Source organism: Nostoc sp. (assembly GCF_036917675.1).
GTDB lineage: Bacteria > Cyanobacteriota > Cyanobacteriia > Cyanobacteriales > Nostocaceae > Nostoc.
On sequence record NZ_JBALCT010000058.1, the window covers coordinates 1 to 23,165 of the forward strand.

The following is a 23,165-nucleotide window of genomic DNA, read 5'->3' on the forward strand; positions in this document are numbered from 1 at the left end:
CTCTTTCACCACTCCGACTCATCTTGTGCAATGCCTGTGAGTTCAACGGTCCAGAGAGAAAAACTTTTCTCTCTCGACAATTAATCCACCCTGCTCTTCGCTTGCGGGGAGGGGGTTGGGGGTGGGGTTCTTGTATTCTCACTCAACCGAGAACCGCTATAACAGAATTTTGCAACTTTTGATAACTTCTACGACAGTGGCGAATCCAGTGGAGTTGGTTGGAGTTGGTCTACTTTTGGACGAACAACAGATTACACCGAAAAAACTCAATCAGTTCTCTACGGTAACGCTGGATTTAATGGTTTAACCTACGATTACGAAGGTACTAATCGCAACATCAGCCTTGCTCTACCGCAAACTTCTTCTAATGCCTCTCCAGTTAATACGCGCCTGACGGGAATTGTAGATCCCTCTGGTCGGTCTTCAATATTGCCCGGAGATAGAGATGTCAATGCTCCCGAAGGAGACGGTGACTTAGGAACTAATGTCATTGGTGGCTATCTTTGGGATACGGCGCTACGTGCTGGCAAGACTGTACGTAATTACGGTTTCTTCGTTGATAATGCAGTTCCCTACACCACTAGCCAAACTGATCCTACTAAACCCGATCCGAAAAACCCGGCTTATATCCCCATCTCCCCAACCCCCTACGCTGACAAGATTCCTCAAGCTCCCGTTACTAAAACTGTATTGTTGGATAAAACCGATCTTTACTTCCGATCATTCGATCAAAATAATCCAGATATTTATCTGTACAACGAATGGGCAAGAGATATTGAGCAGAATGGATTGCCTAACTTAATGCTTGTGCGCTTGGCTCACGACCATTTTGGTTCCTTTGGTACTGCTTTGGCCGGACTAAATACTCCTGAACTGCAAATGGCAGATAATGACTATGCTATTGGCAAATTGGTAGAGAAAATTTCTCATCTGCCGGAGTGGAAGGAAACAGCAATTTTCATCATTGAAGATGATTCTCAGGATGGGCCAGATCACGTTGATTCCCACCGTTCTTTAGCCTACGTTATTTCGCCCTACACAAAACGGGGTTCGCTCGTTAGTACTAACTACAACACCATTAGTGTATTGCGGACAATGGAGGATTTGTTAAACATTGGCTATTTGGCAATTACTGATGCGAATGCTGAACCAATGTCAGATGCATTTACTAGAGAACCGAACTTTGAGCCTTACACAGCTATTGTGCCGGGTAACTTGTGTACTATACCTGTAGATCCAAAACTAGTACCAGCTTGCCAAGACCGGAATGTTGAAAATACAGCAGCTATGCCGATTCTAAATACTAAAAAATGGTGGGCTGCTATGACCAAAGACTTCAATTTTATCGGTGAAGATAACCTCAATGCAGAAGAATTTAACGAAATTCTCTGGGCAGGAATTAAGGGTAATCAAATTCCTTATCCTGAAGAACGTAATCGTAAAGACTTGCGGCAAAATCGCGCTCAAGTGCTAAAGCATTGGCAATTGAGTGAAACGAATAACTCTACTGAAGCTAAGAAGTAAGTATTAGACATAGGAGTGAAAAGGATGTAGAGGCGTAGCACTGCTACGTCTCTTTAAGGGTTGGGATAGGTTGATTTTCGTGTGATTTGCCTGGTTTTTGAATTGATAACAAATGGTGTGAGGATTATAGAAAAATGATCAAAATGTTTTGGAAGTGGCTGGATTGGCTATCCAGATTATCCTGTGGCATTTCCTACCGTCTCCTTGACAGATACAGCACCTATTGGATTACTGTATGACTTTATTGACAAAACCAATCCGGCAATAAATTACGGAATTACTGGAACATTATTTTCTGTGGACTCCACTACTTCCAATAAAGGTACAGTTTCTTATAGACAAGTACCTGAGTCTAGCTCTTTGGGAGGTACTCTAATGTTTCTTACTATTGGCTGGTTCATGAAGAAAAAGGTAGTATCAGTCAAAAAGGTTAAATGTTGATTGTATAGGCTACGAAATGTAGGGGCAATTCATGAATTGCCCCTACGACGCGGGTCTATTTACCATCAATGAATTGATTAATAAAAACCTGAAACGGCGTATTTACGTTCATATACGACATGATTATTTTGTACAGTGCGTAAGTCCTAATGTCTTTAATTTTGAATTTTGAATTTTGAATTGTTATTTCCCCGTCTCCAGTTGCTCCCGTTGCTTGCCATACTCCCGCAGCTGCTTCAAGAGGTCTTCTTGGGATGAGTTAGGGATAGACGGACTGGGGGTTGGTTGAAGGTTGGTGTCGGTACTGACAAAATTAGCAGGTGCAGGATTAATTACGTAAACGGGTAGGGACTTGTCATTAGACATCGCCTCTTGGGTTGGTGCTGGGGTAGGAATTAGATTATTTGGTTTAGTCACAGCAGCTTTTACCGAGTCTAGAGTCGTAGCAACCTGCACTTGTTGCTGCATCTGTTGTGTAGAAGACACTAAACCACTTAGACCATTCACCAATCGCCGCAAATTTTGGCGAAAAGTCGGATCACCTGTCAATTCATCCAAATCAGATGTAATTTTTTGGCTATTTTCAAAGGTTACTCGCGCTGAATCTAAAGTTTGTTGCAGCACCACCACATTCTTGGGATCGTTTAAGGTTTTAGAAGCATCTCGTAAATTAGCTGAGGCTTGGGCTGCATTTGCTGAAAGAGCTTCTAAATTGTTAAGTAATTTTCCTTGAGTCAATCGATTGACAGATGGTGATAAGCTACTGACTGTAACACGCAGTTGGTTGCTGGTTTCGGTGATATTATTCAAAGCACCAACCAGCGCCGAACGATTTGTTGTCAACAGATTATCCAGGTTGTTCAGCAAACGATTTGCTTGAGTTGCAGTTGCACCGAATTTATCTATAGTTTGAGTCGAGGATGCACTAAGTTGGTTTGTCGCTCGTTGCACTGAATTAGCTGTGGCTGAAAAGGTATTAAGTTGTTGTCGCAAGTTTTTGGTCAAACCTCGGAGATCCTGACTTAGCTCAGTAAAACTGGATGCTGCGCCTGTAGTTGCTTCCAGAACCCCATTCAAATTTCTATAAAATTTTGGGTCATTATATGCAGTGGCTAGCTCAGTTGAACTGCGAATTAGTTCATCAACACTGATTCCAACCTGACCTTTTAACCGAGAGCCATTACAGACTATGAGATTGGGATCACAACTTTTATCTAGGGGTTTAGCAAGCACAACCCCAGCAGGTAAGTTTGCTTTTGGTGTGATGTCGATAATACTTTCGCTAATTAATCCGCTTTGATTAGCTTCCACCAGGACATTCCGGGGGATAATTAAGTCAGCTTGGGCAATATCAATCTCTACATCAATGGCATTTGGCTTTGGTCGAACCTGGGAAATAGTTCCTACCTTAAAGCCACGATAGCGAACTGCTGCTCCCTTTTGCATTCCGCCAGCGTTAGCAAATTCTACAATAACTTTGTATGAACGCCCAGCAGCAGTGAATCTATTTAACCACAGAAATAGTAATCCAAATACCCCTAGTCCTAGCAGAAGTAATAATCCCACAGAGCCTTCTCTAAATGTTCGCCCAGACGCGAAGCTGCTTGTCATAAAACCTCGCATTTTTTTACCTCCACCAACAAGCAATTATGAGTTATGAGTTATGAGTTATGAGTTATGAGTTATGAGTATAGTTCTTTTAACTCAGCACTCAGCGATAAGTTTGAGCGGCGGCTTTCGCCGATCAAATCTTTGGTGACTCAGCACTCAAAACTGATTAGCCGACGAATTGAATCGGTCCTTCCACACTTCCACTGATAAATTGTCTGATCAACGGATTTTCTGTATTGTGTATTTCACTAACTGTACCCTGCCACTGCACTTTACCTTCATAGAGAAATATAAGTCTATCAGCTGTACGGCGGCCAGTGCTGGCTTGGTGGGTAACAACGGCATAAGTACCACAATTTCCATGTGAAGTTTGCAAATAACGGATTAAATCTTCGATTACTGTTGAGGCAATGGGATCAAGTCCGGCTGTTGGTTCATCGTATAGTAAAACTTCTGGCCCTTCTGTGGGATTATCGGGGTTAGACATAATTGCACGGGCAAAACTTACCCGTTTTCGCATTCCCCCGGAAAGTTCGGCTGGGTAGAGGTGGCCTATTCCTGGTAAACCTACCATATTCAATTTTTCATTTACCAAATCTCGAATGCGCGATCGCGGTAGCTTGGAATTTTGATAAAGTAAAAATCCCACATTCTCCTCAACAGTCAGCGAATCAAATAGCGCCGCCTGCTGAAACACCATGCCAATGCCAACCTGCTGCGCTCCATCCTCAATCAAACCCTCTCGCCGCACTCCTTGCACATAAATTTCTCCTTCATCGGGATTAAGTAACCCCGCCATTACCCGTAAAATAGTTGATTTACCAGTCCCTGATGGGCCAATAATCCCCAATGCTTCTCCCCGGTAAATGGTCAAGTCTATATTATCTAGAACTTTATGGCTACCAAAGGACTTAGAAACACCTTTCAGTTCAATCAATGGTTCAGTCATTAGTCATTAGTTGTTAGTCATTAGTCATTGGTGAGCCAGTGCCTTCGGCGGGTTCCCCAATTTTTACCCCTACAAGAGTGATGTCATAGTTATTCTATTGGTAGGGCATTAGTATGTTACATTATAAGTATATGATTAGCATTCTGATTAGCAAACTTTATTTTTTTAGCATAATATAATATTTATTTATTTGCGATGTTTAACGTCCCAGAATCCCCTCAACGCAAAGCTGACGAAAACACCCTAATAATCTAACTAGACATAAACCGCCCAGAACTAAAGTTCACAGGCTTTTAGCTAAAGTCCGTTAAAACGGACTATAACCTTTTCTCAGTCGTCTTGAGACGACTTTTGCTATAAGAAAAGGTGAATTTATTCTGAGGCAGACTAGATGATAATGAAATAGCCCTGCTATAGAAACATTTAGTTTACTACCATCCAAAATTATTGTAATTAGCAAGAGTTGGCAAGTGCTAAAATTCTTCACTAATATTGTAACAATTACTAAGAAAAATCAACATAGAGATGATGAATAATAACCCAGAGCAGTTTGCAAGTGATAATTCATCTGGTATTTGTCCAGAAGCGCTGGAATATATAATTAGGGCAAATCAAGGTAGTGTTCCAGCCTATGGAAATGATGAATGGACTCAAAAAGCCGCAGATTATTTTCGGGAACTCTTTGAAATTGATTGTGAAGTATTTTTTACCTTTAACGGTACAGCCGCAAATTCTTTATCTTTAGCTGCCCTTTGTCAGTCATATCATAGCGTCATTTGTCATGAAACATCTCACATAGAAACAGATGAATGTGGCGCACCTGAATTTGCATCTAATGGCTCTAAACTGTTACTTGCTCAAGGTAAAAATGGCAAGTTAACATCAGAGGCGATAGAGGCAATTGTCACTAGACGTACTGACATTCATTATCCCAAACCTAAAGTTATTAGCATCACCCAATCAACTGAATTAGGGACTTTATATTCTGTTGAAGAACTTCTGAAAATTAAAGAAGTGGCGAAAAAGTATAACTTAAAGATTCACATGGATGGCGCTCGTTTTGCAAATGCAGTTGCCGCGATGAATCAAAGCCCTGCTGAAATTACTTGGAAAACTGGAGTAGATGTGTTGTGCTTTTGTGGTACAAAAAATGGAATGGCATTAGGTGAAGCCATTCTTTTTTTTAACAAAGAACTAGCAGAGGATTTTGATTATCGATGCAAGCAAGCAGGTCAACTAGCCTCAAAAATGCGGTTTATTTCTGCTCCCTGGTTGGGTTTATTGGAAACTGGTGCTTGGCTAAAAAATGCCCGACATGCCAATCAATGTGCTGAATACTTAGAAAATCAACTATTAAACATAGAAGGTGTTGACTTGATGTTCCCTAGAGAAGCCAACGCCGTGTTCGTTAAACTACCAGAACAAGTCATTCGCGCCTTAAAAGCAAAAAATTGGCAGTTTTATACATTTATTGGTGTGGGAGGAGTACGTTTTATGTGTTCTTGGAACACAACAAAATTAAGGATTGATGAATTGATTGATGATATTAAAATAATTCGTAATTCGTAATTCGTAATTCGTAATGATGCTCTCTACCAGACGCTCTTGCTAGCTTGCTTCTTTGCAGAAGTACGCTGACTCGCTGACTCGCTCTAAGCGAAGCTATGCCGTTGGCGCAGCCTCCCTAAGAGTTGGCTTTACGCACTGCTATATAACCCGCAGACATGGAAAAAGCGTTGGCTGCTCCTTCAAAATCTGGTCTGGAGATTATCCCGCCACCTGCTGAATCTTCGCAGGTATAGTCCGTTAAAACGGACTTTAGTTATAAGAGAGGAGCTTCACTTCGGCTGGAACAGAACAAAGAATTTATGCTTTAAACTCCAAATTTTTGGACTGTAAATTAAGCGATGTCTAGGTTGGGCTACGCCTACGCATTCCCCAAAATACCAAAATTGGGTTATAATATTTATTTATTTCATAGTACAAACGTTCACTTTGAAATGGCTACTCCTGAGTGTGTTGTCTTTTCTTTCCAGAATAAAACTTTTTTTGTTATCAGATGGTCTATCAATGGGCTGCCTAATGCCCAATCCCTTTGAGTGGATAGCCGTTTTTGGCTAACTCACAACTTAATGTCATGAAAATTTGATATCTGGGGCGATCGCCCCAGATGTAACTAGCTAGTAATGTTATGAAAACATGACATTTTGATCCCCAAAAGGCTGATAAATTCGTGAAACAGGGAAAAACCCTACTTATTACCCCTTGATCCCGACATATACTTAGTGGATAATATTGACTTAAGAAATAGAAATTCCTCCGATCCCAAAGAAATGCTGATTTTGGCATAACCAGGAATTGAAAGGATTTTACCTCAATTTAAAAACAGACTGAAAAACTTAAAAACTGGGCAAAACCAGGAGTCAGGATAAGAAATTCATCTGGAGTGGATGACATTTTATATAGCATTCTTTAACCAGGGGAAATGATTTACCACTTAAACTACTGGAGGCCAAATTAATGGCAAAAGAACGCCCGCCACTAGAGGAGATGACCTTACGGCAACTACGCAAAGTTGCTAGCGAATATAGCATCTCTCGCTATAGCCGAATGCGTAAATCACAACTGCTGGCATCAATACAAGAAGTCCAGCGCAGCAAAACTTTACTTAGTCCATCTCGTTCATTGGAGGCGCAAGAAACCGTGGAAGCTGCAAAGTTTGAATTAGGTCAGGAAGATCGTACTGGTGGATCTTTGGCTGATGTTGATGAAGGACTCGCAGATTTGCCATCTGGCTATGGTGACAGCCGGATTGTACTCTTACCGCGCGATCCTCAGTGGGCTTACACTTACTGGGATGTTGCGAATGAACACAAACAGGAACTGCGCCGACAAGGGGGACAACAACTAGCACTACGGATTTATGATGTCACCGAGATAAATATCGAATACCAAAGCCCCCACAGCATTCAAGAATATCCTGCTGACGAACTAGCCAGAGAATGGTATCTACCAGTTCCAGTTAGCGATCGCGATTATGCAATTGATATCGGCTATCGTGCTGCTGATGGTCGCTGGTTGGTACTAGCTCGTTCTGCTAGAGTACACGTTCCTCCGGTTTATCCTTCTGACTGGATAGAGGATGTCTTCATCACTGTCGATTTTGAAGAAGATTTGCGTGGCCAGACTCAGTACGAACTAGTTCCCCCCGCCAAGAAGATTGCAGTTACCGCCAATGGTAATGCTGTTGTGAATGACAACGGCAACCCCATCTACGACCAAATATTTGGTTTAGCGGAATCTGCCGAATCACAACGGGTTGCTGGTTCTATCTTCGGTTCTCAGCAAGCTTCGGCGCGTCCTGAACAAGCCATTAGCTCCTACATTTTCCCATCTGGTGTGGGTATGTGGGCAGTTCCAACTGTGTCTGGTTTAACCGCTTCCGGTGTCGGAATGTCAGGTGTTGGCTTCTCGGCTTCCGCCGTACCAGTGCGTCCGCGCCAGTTCTGGTTAATTGCCGATGCTGAATTGATCGTCTACGGTGCAACCGAACCCGATGCTACCGTAACCATTGGCGATCGTCCAATTAAGCTAAATCCAGATGGGACATTCCGTTTCCAGATGTCCTTCCAGGATGGTTTAATTGACTATCCGATTTTGGCTGTAGCTGCTGATGGTGAGCAAACTCGGTCAATTCAGATGAAATTTAATCGTGAGACACCATCCCGAAATACTAACACCAAAGAAGAAGCTGTTTTAGAATGGTTCCCTTAAGTTTTCGCTGTGAGATTAACTCCAGACTGAAATTTTAAATTATTCCCCGCTATAGTAATTCTGTAGCGGTTTTTTTTGCATTATTATGTATACAAAAAAATTATTTTTGTTATTTAGCTTGATAATTGGTGCAAGCTTTTTATCAGGTTGTCAAGAGATTGAAGCAAATTCAGTCTCAAAAGCATCTAAAACTTGCCCTGGTAAAGATGCCAAGTTCAGTATTGATTTTTTTAAAACCAATAATCAAGGTAAAAAAAATCAAAGAGGTATTAACAATGTGATTATTTTTAATCCCAAATCAGCAGAATTGGATTTCAAAGTTAATGTTGGTATTTCTCATAAACTCTACGCCAAAGATGCTAGGGGGGAACTGCGTAAAGAATATGTAGCAAAACAGTTTCATGAACTCATCGGCGATCAGAATGCAAAATTAAATGGAGAGCTACCCATTGCCGCAATTAATGCCGACTATATAGATACTGATAATCAACCACAAGGCTTAAATGTTTCTCGTGGTGTAGAGTATTCAGGAGTATTTAAAAATAAACGTTCTTCCTTTGGGATATCAGGAGGTATACCCAACCAGCGACAGGCTACTATCCAAGCTGGCAGAAGAAAAAGCGATATTCTCAATTACAATTTAGTGGGCGGTAATGGCAGATTCTATCGTCAGGGTAAATTTAAAGATATTTGTCAAGATTTGGGAGAATTTGCCTGTAAAAATGCAACTAATCGCTCTCTGGCAGCTATCACTAATCAAGGCTATGTAATTCTATTAGTTAATGATTTGAAAGCTAATTCCGATATCGAATTATCTCAAGTTAATCAAGAGTTACTGCCAGATATGTTTGATAATGTCCTGGAAGGCATTGCTAGCAATAACTGTTTAGGTAAGATTCAAGAAGGGATATTATTTGATGGAGGTATGTCTCCGGGATTATATTATAACCAGAAAACTTATGTAGAAAATCTTGGACCGATTGGTTCAGTTTTTTTAATTTACAAAAAATAAAATAGTTGAGGAGTTGACTGCTGTAGCTACGCCTGTTGTAGACATCGCCTTTTGTGCAATCACCACGCTACTCTAGACTGGGCAGCTTGGGAGCATCCCATTTTGGAATAAACATCTTTTTTTTAGTTTTGTAGCTGGCTATGACTAGATTTAGTTTCATCTGGATAAATTTTAGAGGACTTACTCTTTAATTTTTTGTGAATTCTCAAGTTTGTTTGAATTCACCCAACGATTAACAAATTCCTTGTTATGTTTGTACACCTTGATTTGCACTTGCTTGGAACTTAACTTGACTACTTCGGCGGGAATTCTTTGGACATCGCTAGAATCCGTGCGAGGCTTGTAAAGCCAAATGACTTTTTGCCCGACTTCAAAGTAGTTAGGATTGCTAGTTAAAGAAGGCGCTTTTTCTGCCCAAGAGGGGAAAGCAATTGCTAAGTTGATCAAAAGTACTAAGACGACTAGAGTGATTTGGAAAAGTTTCATGATCATTGCACTTGTCTTAGGTCTGGTGGTGTAATCAATCTGCTGCTCTAGCATTTAGCTGTTCTCCTTTGCTTTATTAAAGTTGACGTTGATGGTTGATGGTTGACGATTTTACCGGATTCATGTTGCAGTTGCACCTCTTTGCCTCTTTTCCACCTAAGTTTGATAGCTATAGAGATTTGGGAAGTTAATTACTTAGCCTTTAGCTGTATTAATCCTAAGCCAAGTTTGTATTTGTTCAAAGTTAGGACTTACGCAAAACTACACGCGCTCAGGGGCAATTCATGAATTACCCCTACCTGAAAATAAGGGTTTCGGCCATTGTTTGCGTAAGTCCTGAAAGTTTAAATCTCTACTGATTTCAGGATAAAGCGACTTCGAGAATAAAATCAAATAGTCTTACTTGTTAAAACGATAAATTGAATTTATTATATATTCTAAAAGTTGTGATGCTCTGATTTGAGATCACTATCTCTATCTCAGGAGTAATAGACACAAAAGAATACTCTGTCGTAAAGAATTATGATATATAGTGCTTTATGAACTTTGAGTTATAGCTAAAAATGCTTCATAATCTAGCTAATTTTTGCCTTTATTTTGTAAGTTAAATTGTTGATCTAACTACTCGTTAATTTGCGTTAACCTACAAAATATATCGGCAATTAATTGAGCATTTAGTCTCAAGTTTGGGATGTGTTGGTGAGTCACCTGATCAGCTAAATTATTTAGTCTGCCGAACTCATCAAATCTTCATCTATTTGAAGTTTAGTTTATCTTTTATAGGAAAAATAGTGGGAATAATAGGTAAATCAGATTGAGTAAATTAGTTAGCTATGAGCCAAATATGTCCTATCTCCAAAACCTGTGCTTGTCGCAATGTTACACGCTGCCGGACTAAGGAGGCAGGCAGGCTTTTTCTCTGGTTCCCCATGCCACATACCCTGAAAAAAGTCACCTCCTACTTACAGGAGTTTACCGTTGAGTATGAACTGATGCACGAGCGACCAGGTATGAGTTTCCACTGTAGACCCGGACAGTCCCTAGAAATTGCCCGTAACGTGGCCCAACTACTTGCACCGAGAGAATTAAAAGAGACACAAGTCCTTTTCATTCAAGGCTCTATCGAACCTCAACTCCACGATTTTAGTGATATAGCCTCATTACAACGCTTCATTAAGTTAAACCAATCCGACTGGCTGGTTGAAATGCTGGCAACGGAACGATTCACCAGTTACTTCCAACCAATTGTCTCAATTAAGGATACATCCCAGATTTATGGATATGAATCGCTCTTGCGAGGGCTGGATGAAGAAGGCAATTTACTGCTACCGGGGCCAATTCTGGAGTTAGCAACTGAAGCCGGACTCCTACCACAACTTGACCGAGTTGCTCGCCTGAGCGCGATCGCTCAATTTAGCCGCCATCAAGTGAGCGGACACATCTTCATCAATTTTACACCGACGGCGCTTTATGACCCAGCTTTTTGCCTACGTAGTACAGTAGAGGCAATTGATCAAGCAGGCATCTCCCATGAGCGGATTGTTTTTGAAGTTGTCGAGTCAGACAATCTTCAAGATTTAGACCATCTCAAGACGGTGCTGCAATACTACCGGGATACTGGGTTTTTAGTAGCTCTTGATGACTTTGGTTCTGGCTATTCCAGCTTGAACTTGCTGCATCAGTTACGTCCAGACTTTATTAAGTTGGACATCGGGTTAATTACAAATGTGCATCAAGACCTTTACAAAGCCTCGATTACCGAGAAGCTTCTAGAGATTACTCAAAAGTTAAACATCCAGACTGTTGCTGAAGGAATTGAATGCATTGAGGAACTGAATTGGCTACGAGAACGAGGTGCAACTTTTGCTCAAGGCTATTTGATTGCTAAACCGGGTGCAGTGCCTGTCACGACAACTCCTCAGTTTGATCCGATCGCGTTAACTGTAGCATCGGCAAATTCTCAGCTGGTTCAACACCAAAGCGAGTCCGAGCGAATTGTCGCGGCTGTGACGCAGCGCATTCGACAATCGTTGGAGTTAGACGAGATTTTGCAAACCACGGTAGATGAAGTGCGACAACTGTTTGAGGTAGACCGAGTGGTAATCTATCAGTTTAAGTCAGACTGGAGTGGGTTAGTTGCTGTAGAATCCTTAGCAGAAGGGTGCATATCCATTCTGGGATTTCACGTCATGGATACGTGCTTTAAATCTACGCGTGCAGCTTACTACCAACAAGGCAATACTAAAGCGATTAAAGACACTCAAACGGCAGGACTATCGCCGTGTCATCTTGACCTCCTGCGGAGTTTGCAAATCCGGGCAAACCTTGTCGTACCGATTTTGCAGCAAGAGCGTTTGTGGGGATTATTGATCGCTCACCAATGCCGTCACCCCAGACAATGGCAGCAATCAGAGATTAACTTGTTTAATCAGTTAGCAGGTCAAGCTGCGATCGCTATACAACAATCAGAACTTTACCACCAATTACAACAAGCAAACCAGGAATTACAGCGTCTTGCCTCTTCGGATGGTCTAACCCAAGTGGCAAATCGACGCTGCTTTGATGACACGTTCACCGTAGAGTGGCAACGGTTGGCACGAGAGCAAGACTCGCTATCTTTGATTTTGTGTGATGTCGATTACTTTAAGCTTTATAACGATACGCATGGACATCTGGCAGGAGATGATGCACTCAGACAGGTTGCCAAGGCAATCTCTCGGACAGTTAAACACGCCACTGATTTAGTTGCTCGTTATGGTGGAGAAGAGTTTGCAGTCATTTTGCCGAATACTGATATGGAAAGGGCGATCGCAGTTGCAAGAGATATTCAGACCAATCTTAATGCATTACAAATACCTCATCCGCATTCTCATGTCAGTGAATTCATCACGCTCAGTCTTGGTGTGGCAACCATCATTCCTCATAGCCAATTATCTCCTGCAACCTTAATTGCTGCTGCTGACCAGGGACTCTACCAGGCAAAAGCACAAGGAAGAAATTGTGTGGTGCAGATGGACTGTGAGGATGCTTACTTATCTAAGTAAGTAGGCGAGAAAATTGCCAAGTATGTAACGAAATGTAAAATCAGCACGTAGCTTAGAAATTCGTTATTTTACCATTTTTACAAAACTAAATATATATCGGTTTTATCGTGCCTACCTATTTATCCCTCTTCTGTCACTTTCCCTAGATAAAAAGATATAACCCTTACCAGATAAGAGTTTTAGTCTAAAATAATCATTGTCTCCAACATATTAGAAAATAAAGCCACAAACCTAATCCTAGTCAGAGTTTTAAAATTTGCCTTTGATTTTTATTTTCGGAGAGTGACAGAAGAGGGTTATTAGGGGGAGTATCTCAATAAGTGTAAAAAGCCTTGTAAAACCTCACCCCAACCCTCTGGGATGCTTTGGAGAGGGAGCAAGAATCTTATTTCTCATCTGGTATATTTGCACTCATTGAGATGCTCCCCTATTAGGCTGGATCATTTGATGACAGTTCGTAAATCGCTCATTCAGCGTGAACTGGGTACATTGTCATCGGATATGCAAGATTTGATTGGTGACACACTCCACACTCTGACCTGAGTACAGGTAGATAGAGCGCAAGGCAACAGTCTAAAAGCTAAATTTAACAAGATAGTTCATAGATGCCTCTAAAGGCGGAGAGCAAAAGCTAAGTCTGCAAATACTGTGAAAGGTAATGAATTAATAGCTAAGTAAATAAGCCAGCCCAAAGAACCCCTTATAAAAGATTGTCAAACGGATACAAAGCGGGACTGTTCCAAAAGTCTTGCTTCAGTTCTGAAATTATCTGTTATGAGCTAGGTCTAGCTATCACCGTCAACACATCTGAAACAATATCAATTGACTGAATCTTGAGAAGGAGAATGGTAATGTTAGATATTGATGAAATGGGACAAAAAGAAATACAAGGCTTCCTACACCAAGTAGGATACGGTCATCTTGGCTGCATACACAAAGGCAAACCCTATGTGATGCCAATGTATTATTATCTCGAAGATTCGGACATCTACCTGTTTACAACGGTTGGCATGAAGACTCATGACATAGATGCGAATCCAGAAATCTGCCTACAGGTTGAAGAAATTCACGATCCGCTTCATTGGCGCAGCGTGATTGTTAATGGTCGAGCCGAGCGCCTCACGGAGCAGCAAGATATTGATCGTGCTATGCACTTTATCAAAGAGGGCAATCCACTACTTTCTCCGGCGATCAATCGAACCTGGATCGACTCATCGGGACGTGCAGAGGTAATTGCTATCTATCGGGTCTATTCAGGCGAGATGAGCGGACGCACGACTGATGGAGTTAGCAGTCGGTAAGAACCGAGATACCTCAACCGTTGAAATTGTTGGCAGAAACACGATTCTCATGGGTCGAGACTTCACTAACGACATTGCAGACTAACGGCAAAAACTCCACCAACAGGCTGAGGAACTGGACAGTGAACTACGCCGCCGTAAGACGGACGGGGCTTCCCAATTCATTGGGAATAGCCTTCAGAACTCCGTAGTTCTAGAAAGTCTGACATTCCCTCCAAGGGCAGGAGTCCTGGTTCCCAAGACCCAAATCTTTCTCTTGCAACATATACCTGTTAGCTTGGTTTTCGCTTATGGCATTGATGGTCAAGACTTAACTAGATTATCAGAAAATCGTGGGGATTCGTCATACATCCAGAAGAGATTTTTTACTGTGTAAAAAATCTCTTCTGGATGCAATTCTCATCCCCCGCTCACAATCCCCACAGAGATGAGTACATTGAAGGTGGGGACTTCCGCGACTGGTTAAAAGAATTTAAGAATCGGGAGTAGCTTACCGAAACAGTGCTGAGTCAAAAAAGCAATAATCGCACTTAGCACTCTTGAATACCCACCCCAGAATAACCCGCAATCGAGAGGTCAATGATGCCAACTGCAACGGACTTTAAAGACTACTATGCCATATTGGGAGTGAGCAAAACGGCAACTCCTGAAGAAATCAAACGGACTTACCGCAAGCTTGCCCGTAAGTATCATCCTGACCTTAATCCTGGAGATAAAGACGCAGAGGCAAAGTTCAAAGACCTGAACGAAGCAAATGAGGTACTATCTGATTCAGAGAATCGGCAAAAGTACGATCGCTTTGGTCAGCACTGGAATCAGGCTAGTCAGGGCGGATCTCCGCCACCTGGAAGGGGTTCTACTGTCTCGACTGAAGATTTTGATCGGTATGGTGACTTTGATTCGTTTATCAACGATCTGCTGGGTGGAATGAGAGGTCAATCCAGACGTAGAACCCAGACGACGGCGACCGGTGGCTTTGATGATTTTGGTGACGGATTTCGTTCTCAAGCTCCCGCACCAGATACCGAAGCTGCGATCGCACTCACATTTTCCGAAGCGTTTCACGGTGTCCAGAAGCGGCTGCTTCTTGGTGCAGTTGCTCTCAACGGAAACCGCCAAGACCGCACTGCACCGCAACTCGACGAGGAAACGATCAACGTCCGCATTCCCGCAGGCGCAAAACCAGGTAGTCGAATTCGGATCAAGGGTAAAGGTCGTCCTAGCCCGTTTTCTGCACAGCGCGGCGATTTGTATCTCACCATCGAGGTGTTGCCCCATCCCTTCTTTCGATTTGAGGGCGATAACCTCGTTTGTGAGATTCCAATTCGCCCCGATGAAGCGGTTTTAGGGGCAGAAATCAGCGTGCCGACCCCCGATGGGAGCGTGACGGTGAAAGTTCCTAAAGGGGTGCGATCGGGGCAATCGCTAAGACTGCGCGGCAAAGGCTGGACATTGCCAAAAGGGGGACGAGGTGACTTATTTGCCCAACTTCAGATTGTCACGCCGAAAGACCTCAGTGCGATCGAGCAAGAATACTACGAAAAAATCCAGGCAAATACCAGCTTTAACCCGCGTGCCCAATTAGAGGAGATTAAGTTATGACTTTCAGCCTTTCAAAAACTGTGGTTTCACTCGAAGGCGAGCAACTCTACACCTTTGAATATGCCGCATTGATCACTGAGACTTCGATTACGCTTGTGAAGTTTTATGTTGAGTTAGGTGTAATCGAACCGATCGGCGATCTGCTGCATTCCCGCGAGATTGCTCGAATTGCTCAGATTCAACGATTGCGTCAAGATTTGCGGCTGAATTTAGTGGGAGCCGCAATGGTGTTAGATATGGCGGCTGAAATTGCCCAATTACGGGCACAGCTAAAGGTGTATCAGTCTCATTAAAGCTAACAGTGTAACTAGTCTTTTTTAACTGCGATCGCCATACTGCCCTATGTTACGAATTAAGAATTAAGAATTACGAATTAGTTAGACTCCTACTTCTGATAATAGAACTTCCAGAGCTGACCAAGAAAGTCCTTGTTGAATATAACGGGGTGCTTCAGGATTGTAAGGACTGGCTACTCGGTCAATATTGAGGATGTTTGCCCCATCTGGTATAACTGGTATATCTGCATCAAATGCCGTAGGGCGCATCAAAGAACTGGAAAAGCCTTTGAAAACAGCAATTATATCTTGCTCATCGGCAATTTGCACCGTTACAATTAGGACTTCTTGGTGGCGTTTAGCGGTGTATTCTTCCAGTCGCTTGCCAATGGAATTCATTTTTTTTAAGAGTAGGGGTAGGGTGGGGCAGCGACGGTTACTGTGGTGTGGCCGAGCGTCCCTGCTTGCCCAGTTTAATCACAACAAAATAGCTTAAGTAAAGCACATAAATTACTAAGCTAGTTATGCCAAGAAAACCTAAGAACTCAGCCTTGCTATTAGCATGGAAATATTCTTTGAATAGCAATGGAGCCTCGAACCAGACGCGACAATAGGGAGTTTTTAGCGCATTACCAGAAAAAGCACAACCCAAAAAAGGGATAAAAGCTAGTGTACCCAAAATACAATAAACAGTTGTAGCCCAGCGCCAAGAGCTAAAAATAAATTTCAAAAAGCCACTGGTTTGATACTCAATTTCATCGTTGAGATCCACCCAGAACCACAGCGAAATCGGGATCAAAATCCGAGCGATCAACCCAGAGATAAAGCTAACTGGATACTGGGCAATCATTAAGTAAATCGTGATTGCCACCAGGCTTGATATTCGCCAGTATATAGTCAATAAGCGTTGTATGCTTTCTGCTTTTTGCACAAATGCCCAAATCAGAAGGATTAGCGGAATAATTACCAGGAATAATACTGCCAGTCGGTAATCAATCCAGACGAAAGGGCGAAACCAAATATCATAGTCCATAGTTTTTCTCAAACAATAAATAAAAAAGAATTTAGAAGTCAGGAGTCAGAATAAATCAAGTCGGGTTTTATCCACTACCTGATTGTAGACCGCTTAATAAGGCAGGGGTATTAAACCCTTTCAGAACTTATACCAATTCTATATAAGGCTGCGCTTTATTCACGTAGGGGCAATTCATGAATTGCCCCTACTTGCGTGTAGTTTTGCGTAAGTCCTACCTTTTAGTCAGGAGTCAGTCGGACTCCAATTCATGCTGAATTCTTCTTGATAATAGTTCAATCAAAACATAAAGCTCAGTGGTTAGCCTCAAGACTGCGCTCTAACTTCTTTCTGTAAGCAAGTGGCTCTCCAGATCATCCGATTTCACGAAATTTATACTACAAACAAGTTTATAGGGACGTACATATGTACGCCCCTACAGCCAATTCATTAAATTTTAACCTTTAGACATTCCTAACTCCAGATATTTCACCAATTTTCCACCCGTTGAAGAAAATGATCAAATAGGAGAGTACTATTTTAGCCGGGAGTGGCGTAAAAGTGCGAAATCTCAGTAAGTAAATCCTGGTTGCTTGTTGACCAAAGGAACAGAATTTTTACTTGCCTCAATTTCTAGTCGTCGTAAACCCGGCATTCAATTGCATCTGGGTTGTCATCACAATACTGTTCTAGAGAGTTTTTTGGCTTGCTTTGGCGCTTGTGGGAAGCTTCAGCTTGCAATTCCTCTACTGCATCCCAAGCAGCAGCACACTCTGGTGAGTTGCTACCGTTAATATCACAGACAGTACGCGCTTGCTCCACTTCTTCGTGGATTTTTTCTTGGATGTCGCTCTTTGCTGTTTCTTGGATGTTGGTCATTGCTTTAGTCTCGTTGTGTGTTGTTAATACTAGTATAGAAAAACTTCACAAATGGTAGTTTTTGGCTTTATTACTAACCATTCTAACCATTTAGCTGATCATAAGTTAGTGTTTTAGCCTATTGATTTATAACCAACACAGCAAACTGCTGCATCTATGATGCCTTTACCTTTATTTTTTAAGATTTTGTGGAATCAGTGCTACAGATAAATAATCATACAATATATTGAGATGCATATATTAGGGAATGACAACCCCAGCTTCTTGGGATGCAGGAGATGAAGGGCTGGTGTCAATTCTTGTAAGATGTAATTCTTCCCCAAAAAAAAATCAAACCCTACTAGCCTAAAAAGAGAAAGAAGCTGAAAACTCATGGCAGACCAAATGCAGTGGGCAAACGCCCTATCAACCCGTCATTCTTTGGAAGCCGCCGTTACAGATGTGGTGGAACGAGCTGTCTCATCGTTAACAGCACCTGCGGATCTAGGACTGGTATTCATTTCGTCTGCTTTTACGAGTGAGTATTCCCGACTGTTACCTTTGTTAGCTGAGAAACTTTCTGTGCCAGTGCTAATTGGCTGTAGTGGTGGAGGTGTGATTGGGACGACAGTTAGTGGAGAAACCCAAGAACTAGAAGCTGAACCAGCTATCAGCTTGACTTTAGCACACCTTCCAGGAGTGAAGATTCAAGTGTTTCATATTCTTGCTGAAGAATTACCTGACTTAGACAGTTCACCAGATGCTTGGCTGGATTTGATCGGTGTGCCACCATCACCGACACCCCAGTTTATCTTGCTGTCTAGTTCTTTTGCCTCTGGAATCAATGATTTGTTGCAGGGGCTAGATTTTGCTTATCCAGGATCGGTGATCGTGGGGGGACAGGCTAGTGGTGGGGGTATGGGTGGTCGTGTTGCCCTTTTTTGTAACGATACTGACGGTGAGGAAGGCCAAAGCCTGTATCGTGAGGGCACTATTGGTATAGCTTTGACTGGCAATATTGTTTTGGAAACGATTGTTGCCCAAGGATGCCGGCCGATTGGCAAAACATTGCAAGTCACAAAAGCCGATCGCAATATTATTCTGGAGTTAGATGAGAAAGTACCTCTGATGGTGTTGCGAGATTTGATTGCTAGTCTGGGCGAAGAAGAACGGAATTTAGCACAGCATTCTCTGTTTGTTGGTGTGGCAATGGATGAATTTAAGCTAGCTTTGCAGCAAGGAGACTTTTTAATTCGTGGTATTCTTGGGGTCGATCCAACAGCTGGGGCGATCGCAATTGGCGATCGCGTCCGTCCTGGTCAAAGGCTGCAATTCCACCTCCGCGATGCCCAAGCCTCTGCCCAAGACCTAGAATTACTCCTCCAAAGTTATCAACATCAACGAGAATCTGAACCCTCTGCCGTAGCTGCCTTGATGTTTGCCTGTCTGGGGCGAGGTGAAAGACTGTATGGTAAACCGAATTTCGATTCTGAACTATTTCAGCGCTACCTCAACGATATTCCTGTAGGCGGCTTTTTCTGTGGCGGTGAAATCGGTCCTGTTGGTGGCAGAACCTTCTTACACGCCTACACTTCAGCATTTGGAATTTGCCGCCAAAATCAGTTATAAATTATCTTTCTCTGATTATAGGATCAATCATTCTGTGGAGTTCTCTAAATGAGAAATTTGATGTTACAAAAAAGTTTTTAGCTGAACTTAAGCAGAAAAAGTTCACTGAACTTGTGCCGATATCTTCAAAATGCTGCCAAAACCGCAGCCAATCAAACTGACACTGCTAAGATTTACACATTGACAAAGTAGGCAATAAGTGCTGTAGGTGGAAACAAGGAAATAACAGGTTATTCGCTAATTAACTTTGACTGGCAGGGTAATTACAAACTCAGTCCTCTGGACTGATGTTGAGTTAACTGCGTAGCTTGCAGCCGTAGGCATCGCTCCACCATATTTTTCTACCACAATTTGAGGAGCGATCGCGTCTTTTGAACTAGTTGTATTCTCAGTGTTTCTGTAGTTTGTTGCCTCTAAAGACGGCAAACACCACTCTAACGTTACGGTTCACCCTAATTGCTGAAAGTATTAATTCTTATACATTAGACAGAGTGAAGGCAATCAATCCATGAACCAACTAAAAACACAATTTAGTTAATTTAACCGTCCCAAGCAAGGTTCGGGAAACCACCCTTCATGGACTGGCTACCACTAAGCTTCAGTATATATATCAGCATAATCTGGAGTTTTAACTCCAGGAAAGCCAAACCAAAGGTATTCATGCTGAACTGGCTGATTTATTGACCCTGAAAGTTGGTTCAAAATTTAGTCCTTTATATTCTCATTCATTCATTTGTAGTTATACGGAGCCAGCACCTAAAATGGCAAAAGTAGTTGGAATTGACTTAGGAACAACGAACTCCTGTGTGGCAGTGATGGAAGGTGGTAAACCCACAGTAATTGCTAATGCTGAAGGTTTTCGGACAACGCCCTCAGTAGTAGCATTTGCCAAAAATGGCGATAACTTGGTTGGTCAAATCGCCAAACGCCAAGCGGTGATGAACACAGAAAATACGTTTTACTCAGTCAAACGCTTCATCGGACGCCGCTACGATGAAGTTAGTAATGAAGCTACGGAAGTTTCTTACAAAGTCCTCAGCAATAACGGCAATGTCAAAGTAGATTGTCCAATCGCTGGTAAAGCATTTGCTCCTGAAGAAATTTCTGCAAAAGTTCTTCGCAAACTAGTTGAAGATGCCAGCAAATACTTGGGCGAAACCGTAACCCAAGCTGTAATCACCGTTCCGGCATACTTCAACGACTCACAACGGCAAGCGACAAAAGACGCTGGTAAAATTGCAGGTATTGAAGTTCTACGGATTATCAACGAGCCGACTGCTGCTTCTCTGGCTTATGGGTTTGACAAGAAGAGTAACGAAACCATTCTGGTGTTTGACTTGGGTGGTGGTACCTTCGATGTATCCGTACTGGAAGTAGGAGATGGAGTTTTTGAAGTACTAGCCACATCTGGTGATACCCACCTCGGTGGTGATGACTTCGATAAAAAAATAGTTGACTTCTTAGCTGAGAAGTTCAAGAAAGCCGAAGGTATTGACCTGCGGAAAGACAAACAAGCCTTACAACGTCTGACTGAAGCCGCAGAAAAAGCCAAAATTGAGCTTTCTAGCGTCACTCAAGCAGAAATTAACCTGCCATTTATCACTGCTACGCAGGATGGCCCCAAGCACCTAGATACAACCCTGACTCGCGCCCAGTTTGAAGAACTTTGCTCTGACTTAATCGACCGTTGTCGTGTTCCTGTGGAAAACGCCCTTCGGGATGCCAAGTTAAACAAAGGCGATATTGATGAAGTGGTGTTAGTTGGTGGTTCTACCCGCATTCCCGCAGTCCAACAGATTGTGAAGCAGGTATTGGGTAAAGACCCTAACCAAAGCGTCAACCCTGATGAAGTCGTCGCAGTTGGTGCAGCCATTCAAGCCGGGGTACTGGCTGGTGATGTAACTGGCATCTTGCTGTTAGATGTGACACCGCTATCTTTGGGTGTGGAAACATTGGGCGGCGTGATGACCAAAATTATCCCCCGCAACACGACAATTCCCACCAAAAAATCCGAAGTTTTCTCCACTGCTGTGGATGGACAAACCAACGTCGAAATTCACGTCCTCCAAGGTGAACGCGAATTCTCTAACGATAATAAGAGCTTGGGAACCTTCCGCCTCGATGGTATTCCTCCTGCACCACGCGGTGTCCCTCAAATTGAAGTGGTGTTCGACATTGATGCTAACGGTATCCTTAACGTCACCGCTAAGGATAAAGGCACTGGTAAAGAACAGTCTATCAGCATCACCGGCGCTTCCACTCTGGATAAAAATGACGTTGACCGGATGGTGAGAGAAGCTGAACAAAACGCTTCATCTGACAAAGAGCGGCGTGAGAAGATTGAACGCAAGAACCAAGCTGATTCTTTGGCATACCAAGCTGAAAAGCAGCTACAAGAATTGGGTGATAAAGTTCCGGCTGCTGACAAGACCAAAGTCGAAGGTTTGGTAAAAGAAGTGCGGGAAGCAGTTGCTAAAGAAGACGATGAGCAAATTAAGAAGCTGACCCCAGAATTGCAACAAGCGCTATTCGCCGTTGGTAGTAATATCTATCAACAAGCTGGTAGCGGTGGAACACCAGATGCTGAACCTCAAGATGGTGGTTCGACATCTAACTCTGGTAGCGCGGACGATGTGATTGACGCTGATTTTACAGAGAGCAAATAATTCCCCGACTTCTTTTGGGAAGATTCTTTTGTCCCACATCATATTACCCACTCAGGCAAATGCCTGAGTGGGGATTTTTTTTAGGAGTTTGGGGTTATATGATGTCCGCCAAATTACCCATAATAAAAGAACCCCACCCCCAACCCCTCTCCCCGCAGACGGGGAGGGGAGACAAAGCTACGCTTGCTGCTTTGGCGGGGTGGGGAAACCGCAAGGGCGCAGTGGCTCCCCAACCTACGCAGTTTAAGATTTTTGACGCTAACCCAATACGCTTCTTGGGTTAGTGTGATTTTGCCAACTGTTCCCTTACCCATTGCCGCACATGACGAATTAAACTTGTTTCGCCCATCGTTAAACTTAACTCCAAAAACGACCTCAGCACAATATGATCAAACATCGGTAACACTAACGATATCTCACGGAGTTGATAGTCATTATTAACCAAACTGCAAATAGTCAAAATCTCTCGATCAAAACGCCATACCTCTGGTACACCCAACGCCGCATAAATCCCCATCCGATTCATCGAACTACTTGTACTATCAACCTCGATCGCTAAATCTGGAGGCGGATCAATTGTTAAATCAATCACGTCTTTACCGCGCACAGCTAACTCATTTTGAATGTAATAACACTCATCTGGTTCTAAACCCTTGCGTAAATCTTCTCGTGTCCAAGTTGTAGAACCTAAACTACAAATTTCAATTCCTAACTCTTCCGTCGTCACTTCCACAAAACGACCCAATAATCGTTTATAACGTTCGTGAGGTGGTAACGGCATCATAATCTCCAAAATTCCATCGTCATAAGTGAGTCGCATTCCTGGTTGGGATTCCAAATCTCGCACCAAATTCTGATATGTATCCCATTGAATGGCTGGAAGTATGGTTATATTTGGAGGCGAAGCGATCGCAGTAGTCATAGTTTTCTCCTTTAGCTATATATATTCAGTTCATCGTACATAAGTACTACACGCCATTT

The 23,165-nt window shown here is 42.6% G+C and carries 20 protein-coding genes; 12 read left to right on the forward strand and 8 right to left on the reverse strand.

The window, feature by feature from the left end:
- Nucleotides 1–130: 130 nt before the first annotated feature.
- From V7K31_RS21805 to V7K31_RS21815, 3 genes are all read left to right on the forward strand, one after another.
- On the forward strand, nt 131–307 hold the full coding sequence (locus tag V7K31_RS21805; protein WP_335096799.1) for a hypothetical protein: 177 nt from the start codon (nt 131–133) through the stop codon (nt 305–307).
- A gap of 122 nt (nt 308–429) precedes the next feature.
- The gene (locus tag V7K31_RS21810) at nt 430–1,524 is read left to right on the forward strand and encodes an alkaline phosphatase family protein (protein ID WP_335096800.1); all 1,095 of its coding nucleotides are present in this window, start codon (nt 430–432) and stop codon (nt 1,522–1,524) included.
- A 183-nt stretch (nt 1,525–1,707) separates the two neighbouring features.
- Nucleotides 1,708–1,965 carry a hypothetical protein gene (locus V7K31_RS21815; protein ID WP_335096802.1) on the forward strand — a complete coding sequence of 86 codons (258 nt, stop codon included), beginning with the start codon at nt 1,708–1,710 and terminating at the stop codon, nt 1,963–1,965.
- Between the two features lie 183 nt (nt 1,966–2,148).
- Here V7K31_RS21815 and V7K31_RS21820 read toward each other — a convergent pair whose 3' ends face one another.
- Entirely contained in the window at nt 2,149–3,588 is a 1,440-nt protein-coding gene (locus V7K31_RS21820; RefSeq protein ID WP_335096803.1) for an MlaD family protein, read from the reverse strand.
- Between the two features lie 154 nt (nt 3,589–3,742).
- Nucleotides 3,743–4,525, reverse strand: a complete 783-nt coding sequence (locus V7K31_RS21825; RefSeq protein ID WP_335096804.1) for an ABC transporter ATP-binding protein — start codon at nt 4,523–4,525, stop codon at nt 3,743–3,745.
- 528 nt (nt 4,526–5,053) lie between these two features.
- Here V7K31_RS21825 and V7K31_RS21830 point away from each other — a divergent pair.
- The 3 genes from V7K31_RS21830 (at nt 5,054) to V7K31_RS21840 (ending at nt 9,311) form a co-directional block, all read left to right on the forward strand.
- On the forward strand, nt 5,054–6,094 hold the full coding sequence (locus V7K31_RS21830; protein WP_335096847.1) for a threonine aldolase family protein: 1,041 nt from the start codon (nt 5,054–5,056) through the stop codon (nt 6,092–6,094).
- A gap of 951 nt (nt 6,095–7,045) precedes the next feature.
- Complete coding sequence (locus V7K31_RS21835; protein WP_335096806.1) at nt 7,046–8,299, forward strand: DUF4912 domain-containing protein; 1,254 nt, start codon at nt 7,046–7,048, stop codon at nt 8,297–8,299.
- Between the two features lie 85 nt (nt 8,300–8,384).
- Nucleotides 8,385–9,311, forward strand: a complete 927-nt coding sequence (locus tag V7K31_RS21840; protein ID WP_335096807.1) for a phosphodiester glycosidase family protein — start codon at nt 8,385–8,387, stop codon at nt 9,309–9,311.
- Between the two features lie 180 nt (nt 9,312–9,491).
- Here the strand turns inward: V7K31_RS21840 and V7K31_RS21845 are convergent, their stop codons facing one another.
- A complete protein-coding gene (locus tag V7K31_RS21845; protein ID WP_335096808.1) occupies nt 9,492–9,851 on the reverse strand; it encodes a hypothetical protein in 360 nt (119 codons plus the stop codon).
- 779 nt (nt 9,852–10,630) lie between these two features.
- Between V7K31_RS21845 and V7K31_RS21850 the strand changes: the two genes are divergently transcribed.
- From V7K31_RS21850 to V7K31_RS21865, 4 genes are all read left to right on the forward strand, one after another.
- Nucleotides 10,631–12,841: an EAL domain-containing protein gene (locus V7K31_RS21850; protein WP_335096809.1), complete on the forward strand. Its 2,211-nt coding sequence runs from the start codon at nt 10,631–10,633 to the stop codon at nt 12,839–12,841.
- A gap of 851 nt (nt 12,842–13,692) precedes the next feature.
- Entirely contained in the window at nt 13,693–14,142 is a 450-nt protein-coding gene (locus V7K31_RS21855) for a pyridoxamine 5'-phosphate oxidase family protein (protein ID WP_335096810.1), read from the forward strand.
- Nucleotides 14,143–14,724: 582 nt separating this feature from the next.
- On the forward strand, nt 14,725–15,744 hold the full coding sequence (locus tag V7K31_RS21860; RefSeq protein WP_335096811.1) for a DnaJ C-terminal domain-containing protein: 1,020 nt from the start codon (nt 14,725–14,727) through the stop codon (nt 15,742–15,744).
- Entirely contained in the window at nt 15,741–16,037 is a 297-nt protein-coding gene (locus tag V7K31_RS21865) for a chaperone modulator CbpM (RefSeq protein WP_335096812.1), read from the forward strand. The genes V7K31_RS21860 and V7K31_RS21865 overlap by 4 nt, the downstream gene beginning before the upstream one ends.
- Nucleotides 16,038–16,121: 84 nt before the next feature.
- Here V7K31_RS21865 and V7K31_RS21870 read toward each other — a convergent pair whose 3' ends face one another.
- From V7K31_RS21870 to V7K31_RS21880, 3 genes are all read right to left on the reverse strand, one after another.
- The gene (locus V7K31_RS21870; protein ID WP_335096813.1) at nt 16,122–16,418 is read right to left on the reverse strand and encodes a DUF7734 family protein; all 297 of its coding nucleotides are present in this window, start codon (nt 16,416–16,418) and stop codon (nt 16,122–16,124) included.
- Between the two features lie 37 nt (nt 16,419–16,455).
- Nucleotides 16,456–17,052, reverse strand: coding sequence for a DUF3177 family protein (locus V7K31_RS21875; protein WP_335096814.1), 597 nt, complete (start codon nt 17,050–17,052; stop codon nt 16,456–16,458).
- A gap of 612 nt (nt 17,053–17,664) precedes the next feature.
- Complete coding sequence (locus tag V7K31_RS21880) at nt 17,665–17,910, reverse strand: Calvin cycle protein CP12 (RefSeq protein ID WP_292769998.1); 246 nt, start codon at nt 17,908–17,910, stop codon at nt 17,665–17,667.
- Nucleotides 17,911–18,282: 372 nt separating this feature from the next.
- Between V7K31_RS21880 and V7K31_RS21885 the strand changes: the two genes are divergently transcribed.
- Complete coding sequence (locus V7K31_RS21885) at nt 18,283–19,518, forward strand: FIST signal transduction protein (protein ID WP_335096815.1); 1,236 nt, start codon at nt 18,283–18,285, stop codon at nt 19,516–19,518.
- Nucleotides 19,519–19,755: 237 nt separating this feature from the next.
- On the opposite strand, the gene V7K31_RS21890 is transcribed toward V7K31_RS21885, so the two are convergent.
- Nucleotides 19,756–19,944 (reverse strand): hypothetical protein, encoded by a 189-nt coding sequence (locus V7K31_RS21890; RefSeq protein WP_335096816.1) that lies wholly within the window; start codon nt 19,942–19,944, stop codon nt 19,756–19,758.
- 335 nt (nt 19,945–20,279) lie between these two features.
- Here V7K31_RS21890 and dnaK point away from each other — a divergent pair, with 335 nt between their 5' ends.
- On the forward strand, nt 20,280–22,184 hold the full coding sequence (gene dnaK / locus V7K31_RS21895; protein WP_335096817.1) for a molecular chaperone DnaK: 1,905 nt from the start codon (nt 20,280–20,282) through the stop codon (nt 22,182–22,184).
- A 280-nt stretch (nt 22,185–22,464) separates the two neighbouring features.
- On the opposite strand, the gene V7K31_RS21900 is transcribed toward dnaK, so the two are convergent.
- On the reverse strand, nt 22,465–23,106 hold the full coding sequence (locus V7K31_RS21900) for a Uma2 family endonuclease (protein WP_335096818.1): 642 nt from the start codon (nt 23,104–23,106) through the stop codon (nt 22,465–22,467).
- Between the last annotated feature and the right edge of the window lie 59 nt (nt 23,107–23,165).

Bases quoted from the DNA above. Each gene is read 5' to 3' on its own strand.
- V7K31_RS21865 (WP_335096812.1), top strand. From the start codon at position 15,741: ATGACTTTCAGCCTTTCAAAAACTGTGGTTTCACTCGAAGGCGAGCAA.
- V7K31_RS21835 (WP_335096806.1), top strand. From the start codon at position 7,046: ATGGCAAAAGAACGCCCGCCACTAGAGGAGATGACCTTACGGCAACTA.
- V7K31_RS21830 (WP_335096847.1), top strand. From the start codon at position 5,054: ATGAATAATAACCCAGAGCAGTTTGCAAGTGATAATTCATCTGGTATT.
- V7K31_RS21855 (WP_335096810.1), top strand. From the start codon at position 13,693: ATGTTAGATATTGATGAAATGGGACAAAAAGAAATACAAGGCTTCCTA.
- V7K31_RS21880 (WP_292769998.1), bottom strand. From the start codon at position 17,910: ATGACCAACATCCAAGAAACAGCAAAGAGCGACATCCAAGAAAAAATC.
- dnaK (WP_335096817.1), top strand. From the start codon at position 20,280: ATGGCAAAAGTAGTTGGAATTGACTTAGGAACAACGAACTCCTGTGTG.
- V7K31_RS21900 (WP_335096818.1), bottom strand. From the start codon at position 23,106: ATGACTACTGCGATCGCTTCGCCTCCAAATATAACCATACTTCCAGCC.
- V7K31_RS21860 (WP_335096811.1), top strand. From the start codon at position 14,725: ATGCCAACTGCAACGGACTTTAAAGACTACTATGCCATATTGGGAGTG.
- V7K31_RS21870 (WP_335096813.1), bottom strand. From the start codon at position 16,418: ATGAATTCCATTGGCAAGCGACTGGAAGAATACACCGCTAAACGCCAC.
- V7K31_RS21875 (WP_335096814.1), bottom strand. From the start codon at position 17,052: ATGGACTATGATATTTGGTTTCGCCCTTTCGTCTGGATTGATTACCGA.
- V7K31_RS21820 (WP_335096803.1), bottom strand. From the start codon at position 3,588: ATGCGAGGTTTTATGACAAGCAGCTTCGCGTCTGGGCGAACATTTAGA.
- V7K31_RS21825 (WP_335096804.1), bottom strand. From the start codon at position 4,525: ATGACTGAACCATTGATTGAACTGAAAGGTGTTTCTAAGTCCTTTGGT.
- V7K31_RS21850 (WP_335096809.1), top strand. From the start codon at position 10,631: ATGAGCCAAATATGTCCTATCTCCAAAACCTGTGCTTGTCGCAATGTT.
- V7K31_RS21885 (WP_335096815.1), top strand. From the start codon at position 18,283: ATGGCAGACCAAATGCAGTGGGCAAACGCCCTATCAACCCGTCATTCT.
- V7K31_RS21840 (WP_335096807.1), top strand. From the start codon at position 8,385: ATGTATACAAAAAAATTATTTTTGTTATTTAGCTTGATAATTGGTGCA.
- V7K31_RS21845 (WP_335096808.1), bottom strand. From the start codon at position 9,851: ATGCTAGAGCAGCAGATTGATTACACCACCAGACCTAAGACAAGTGCA.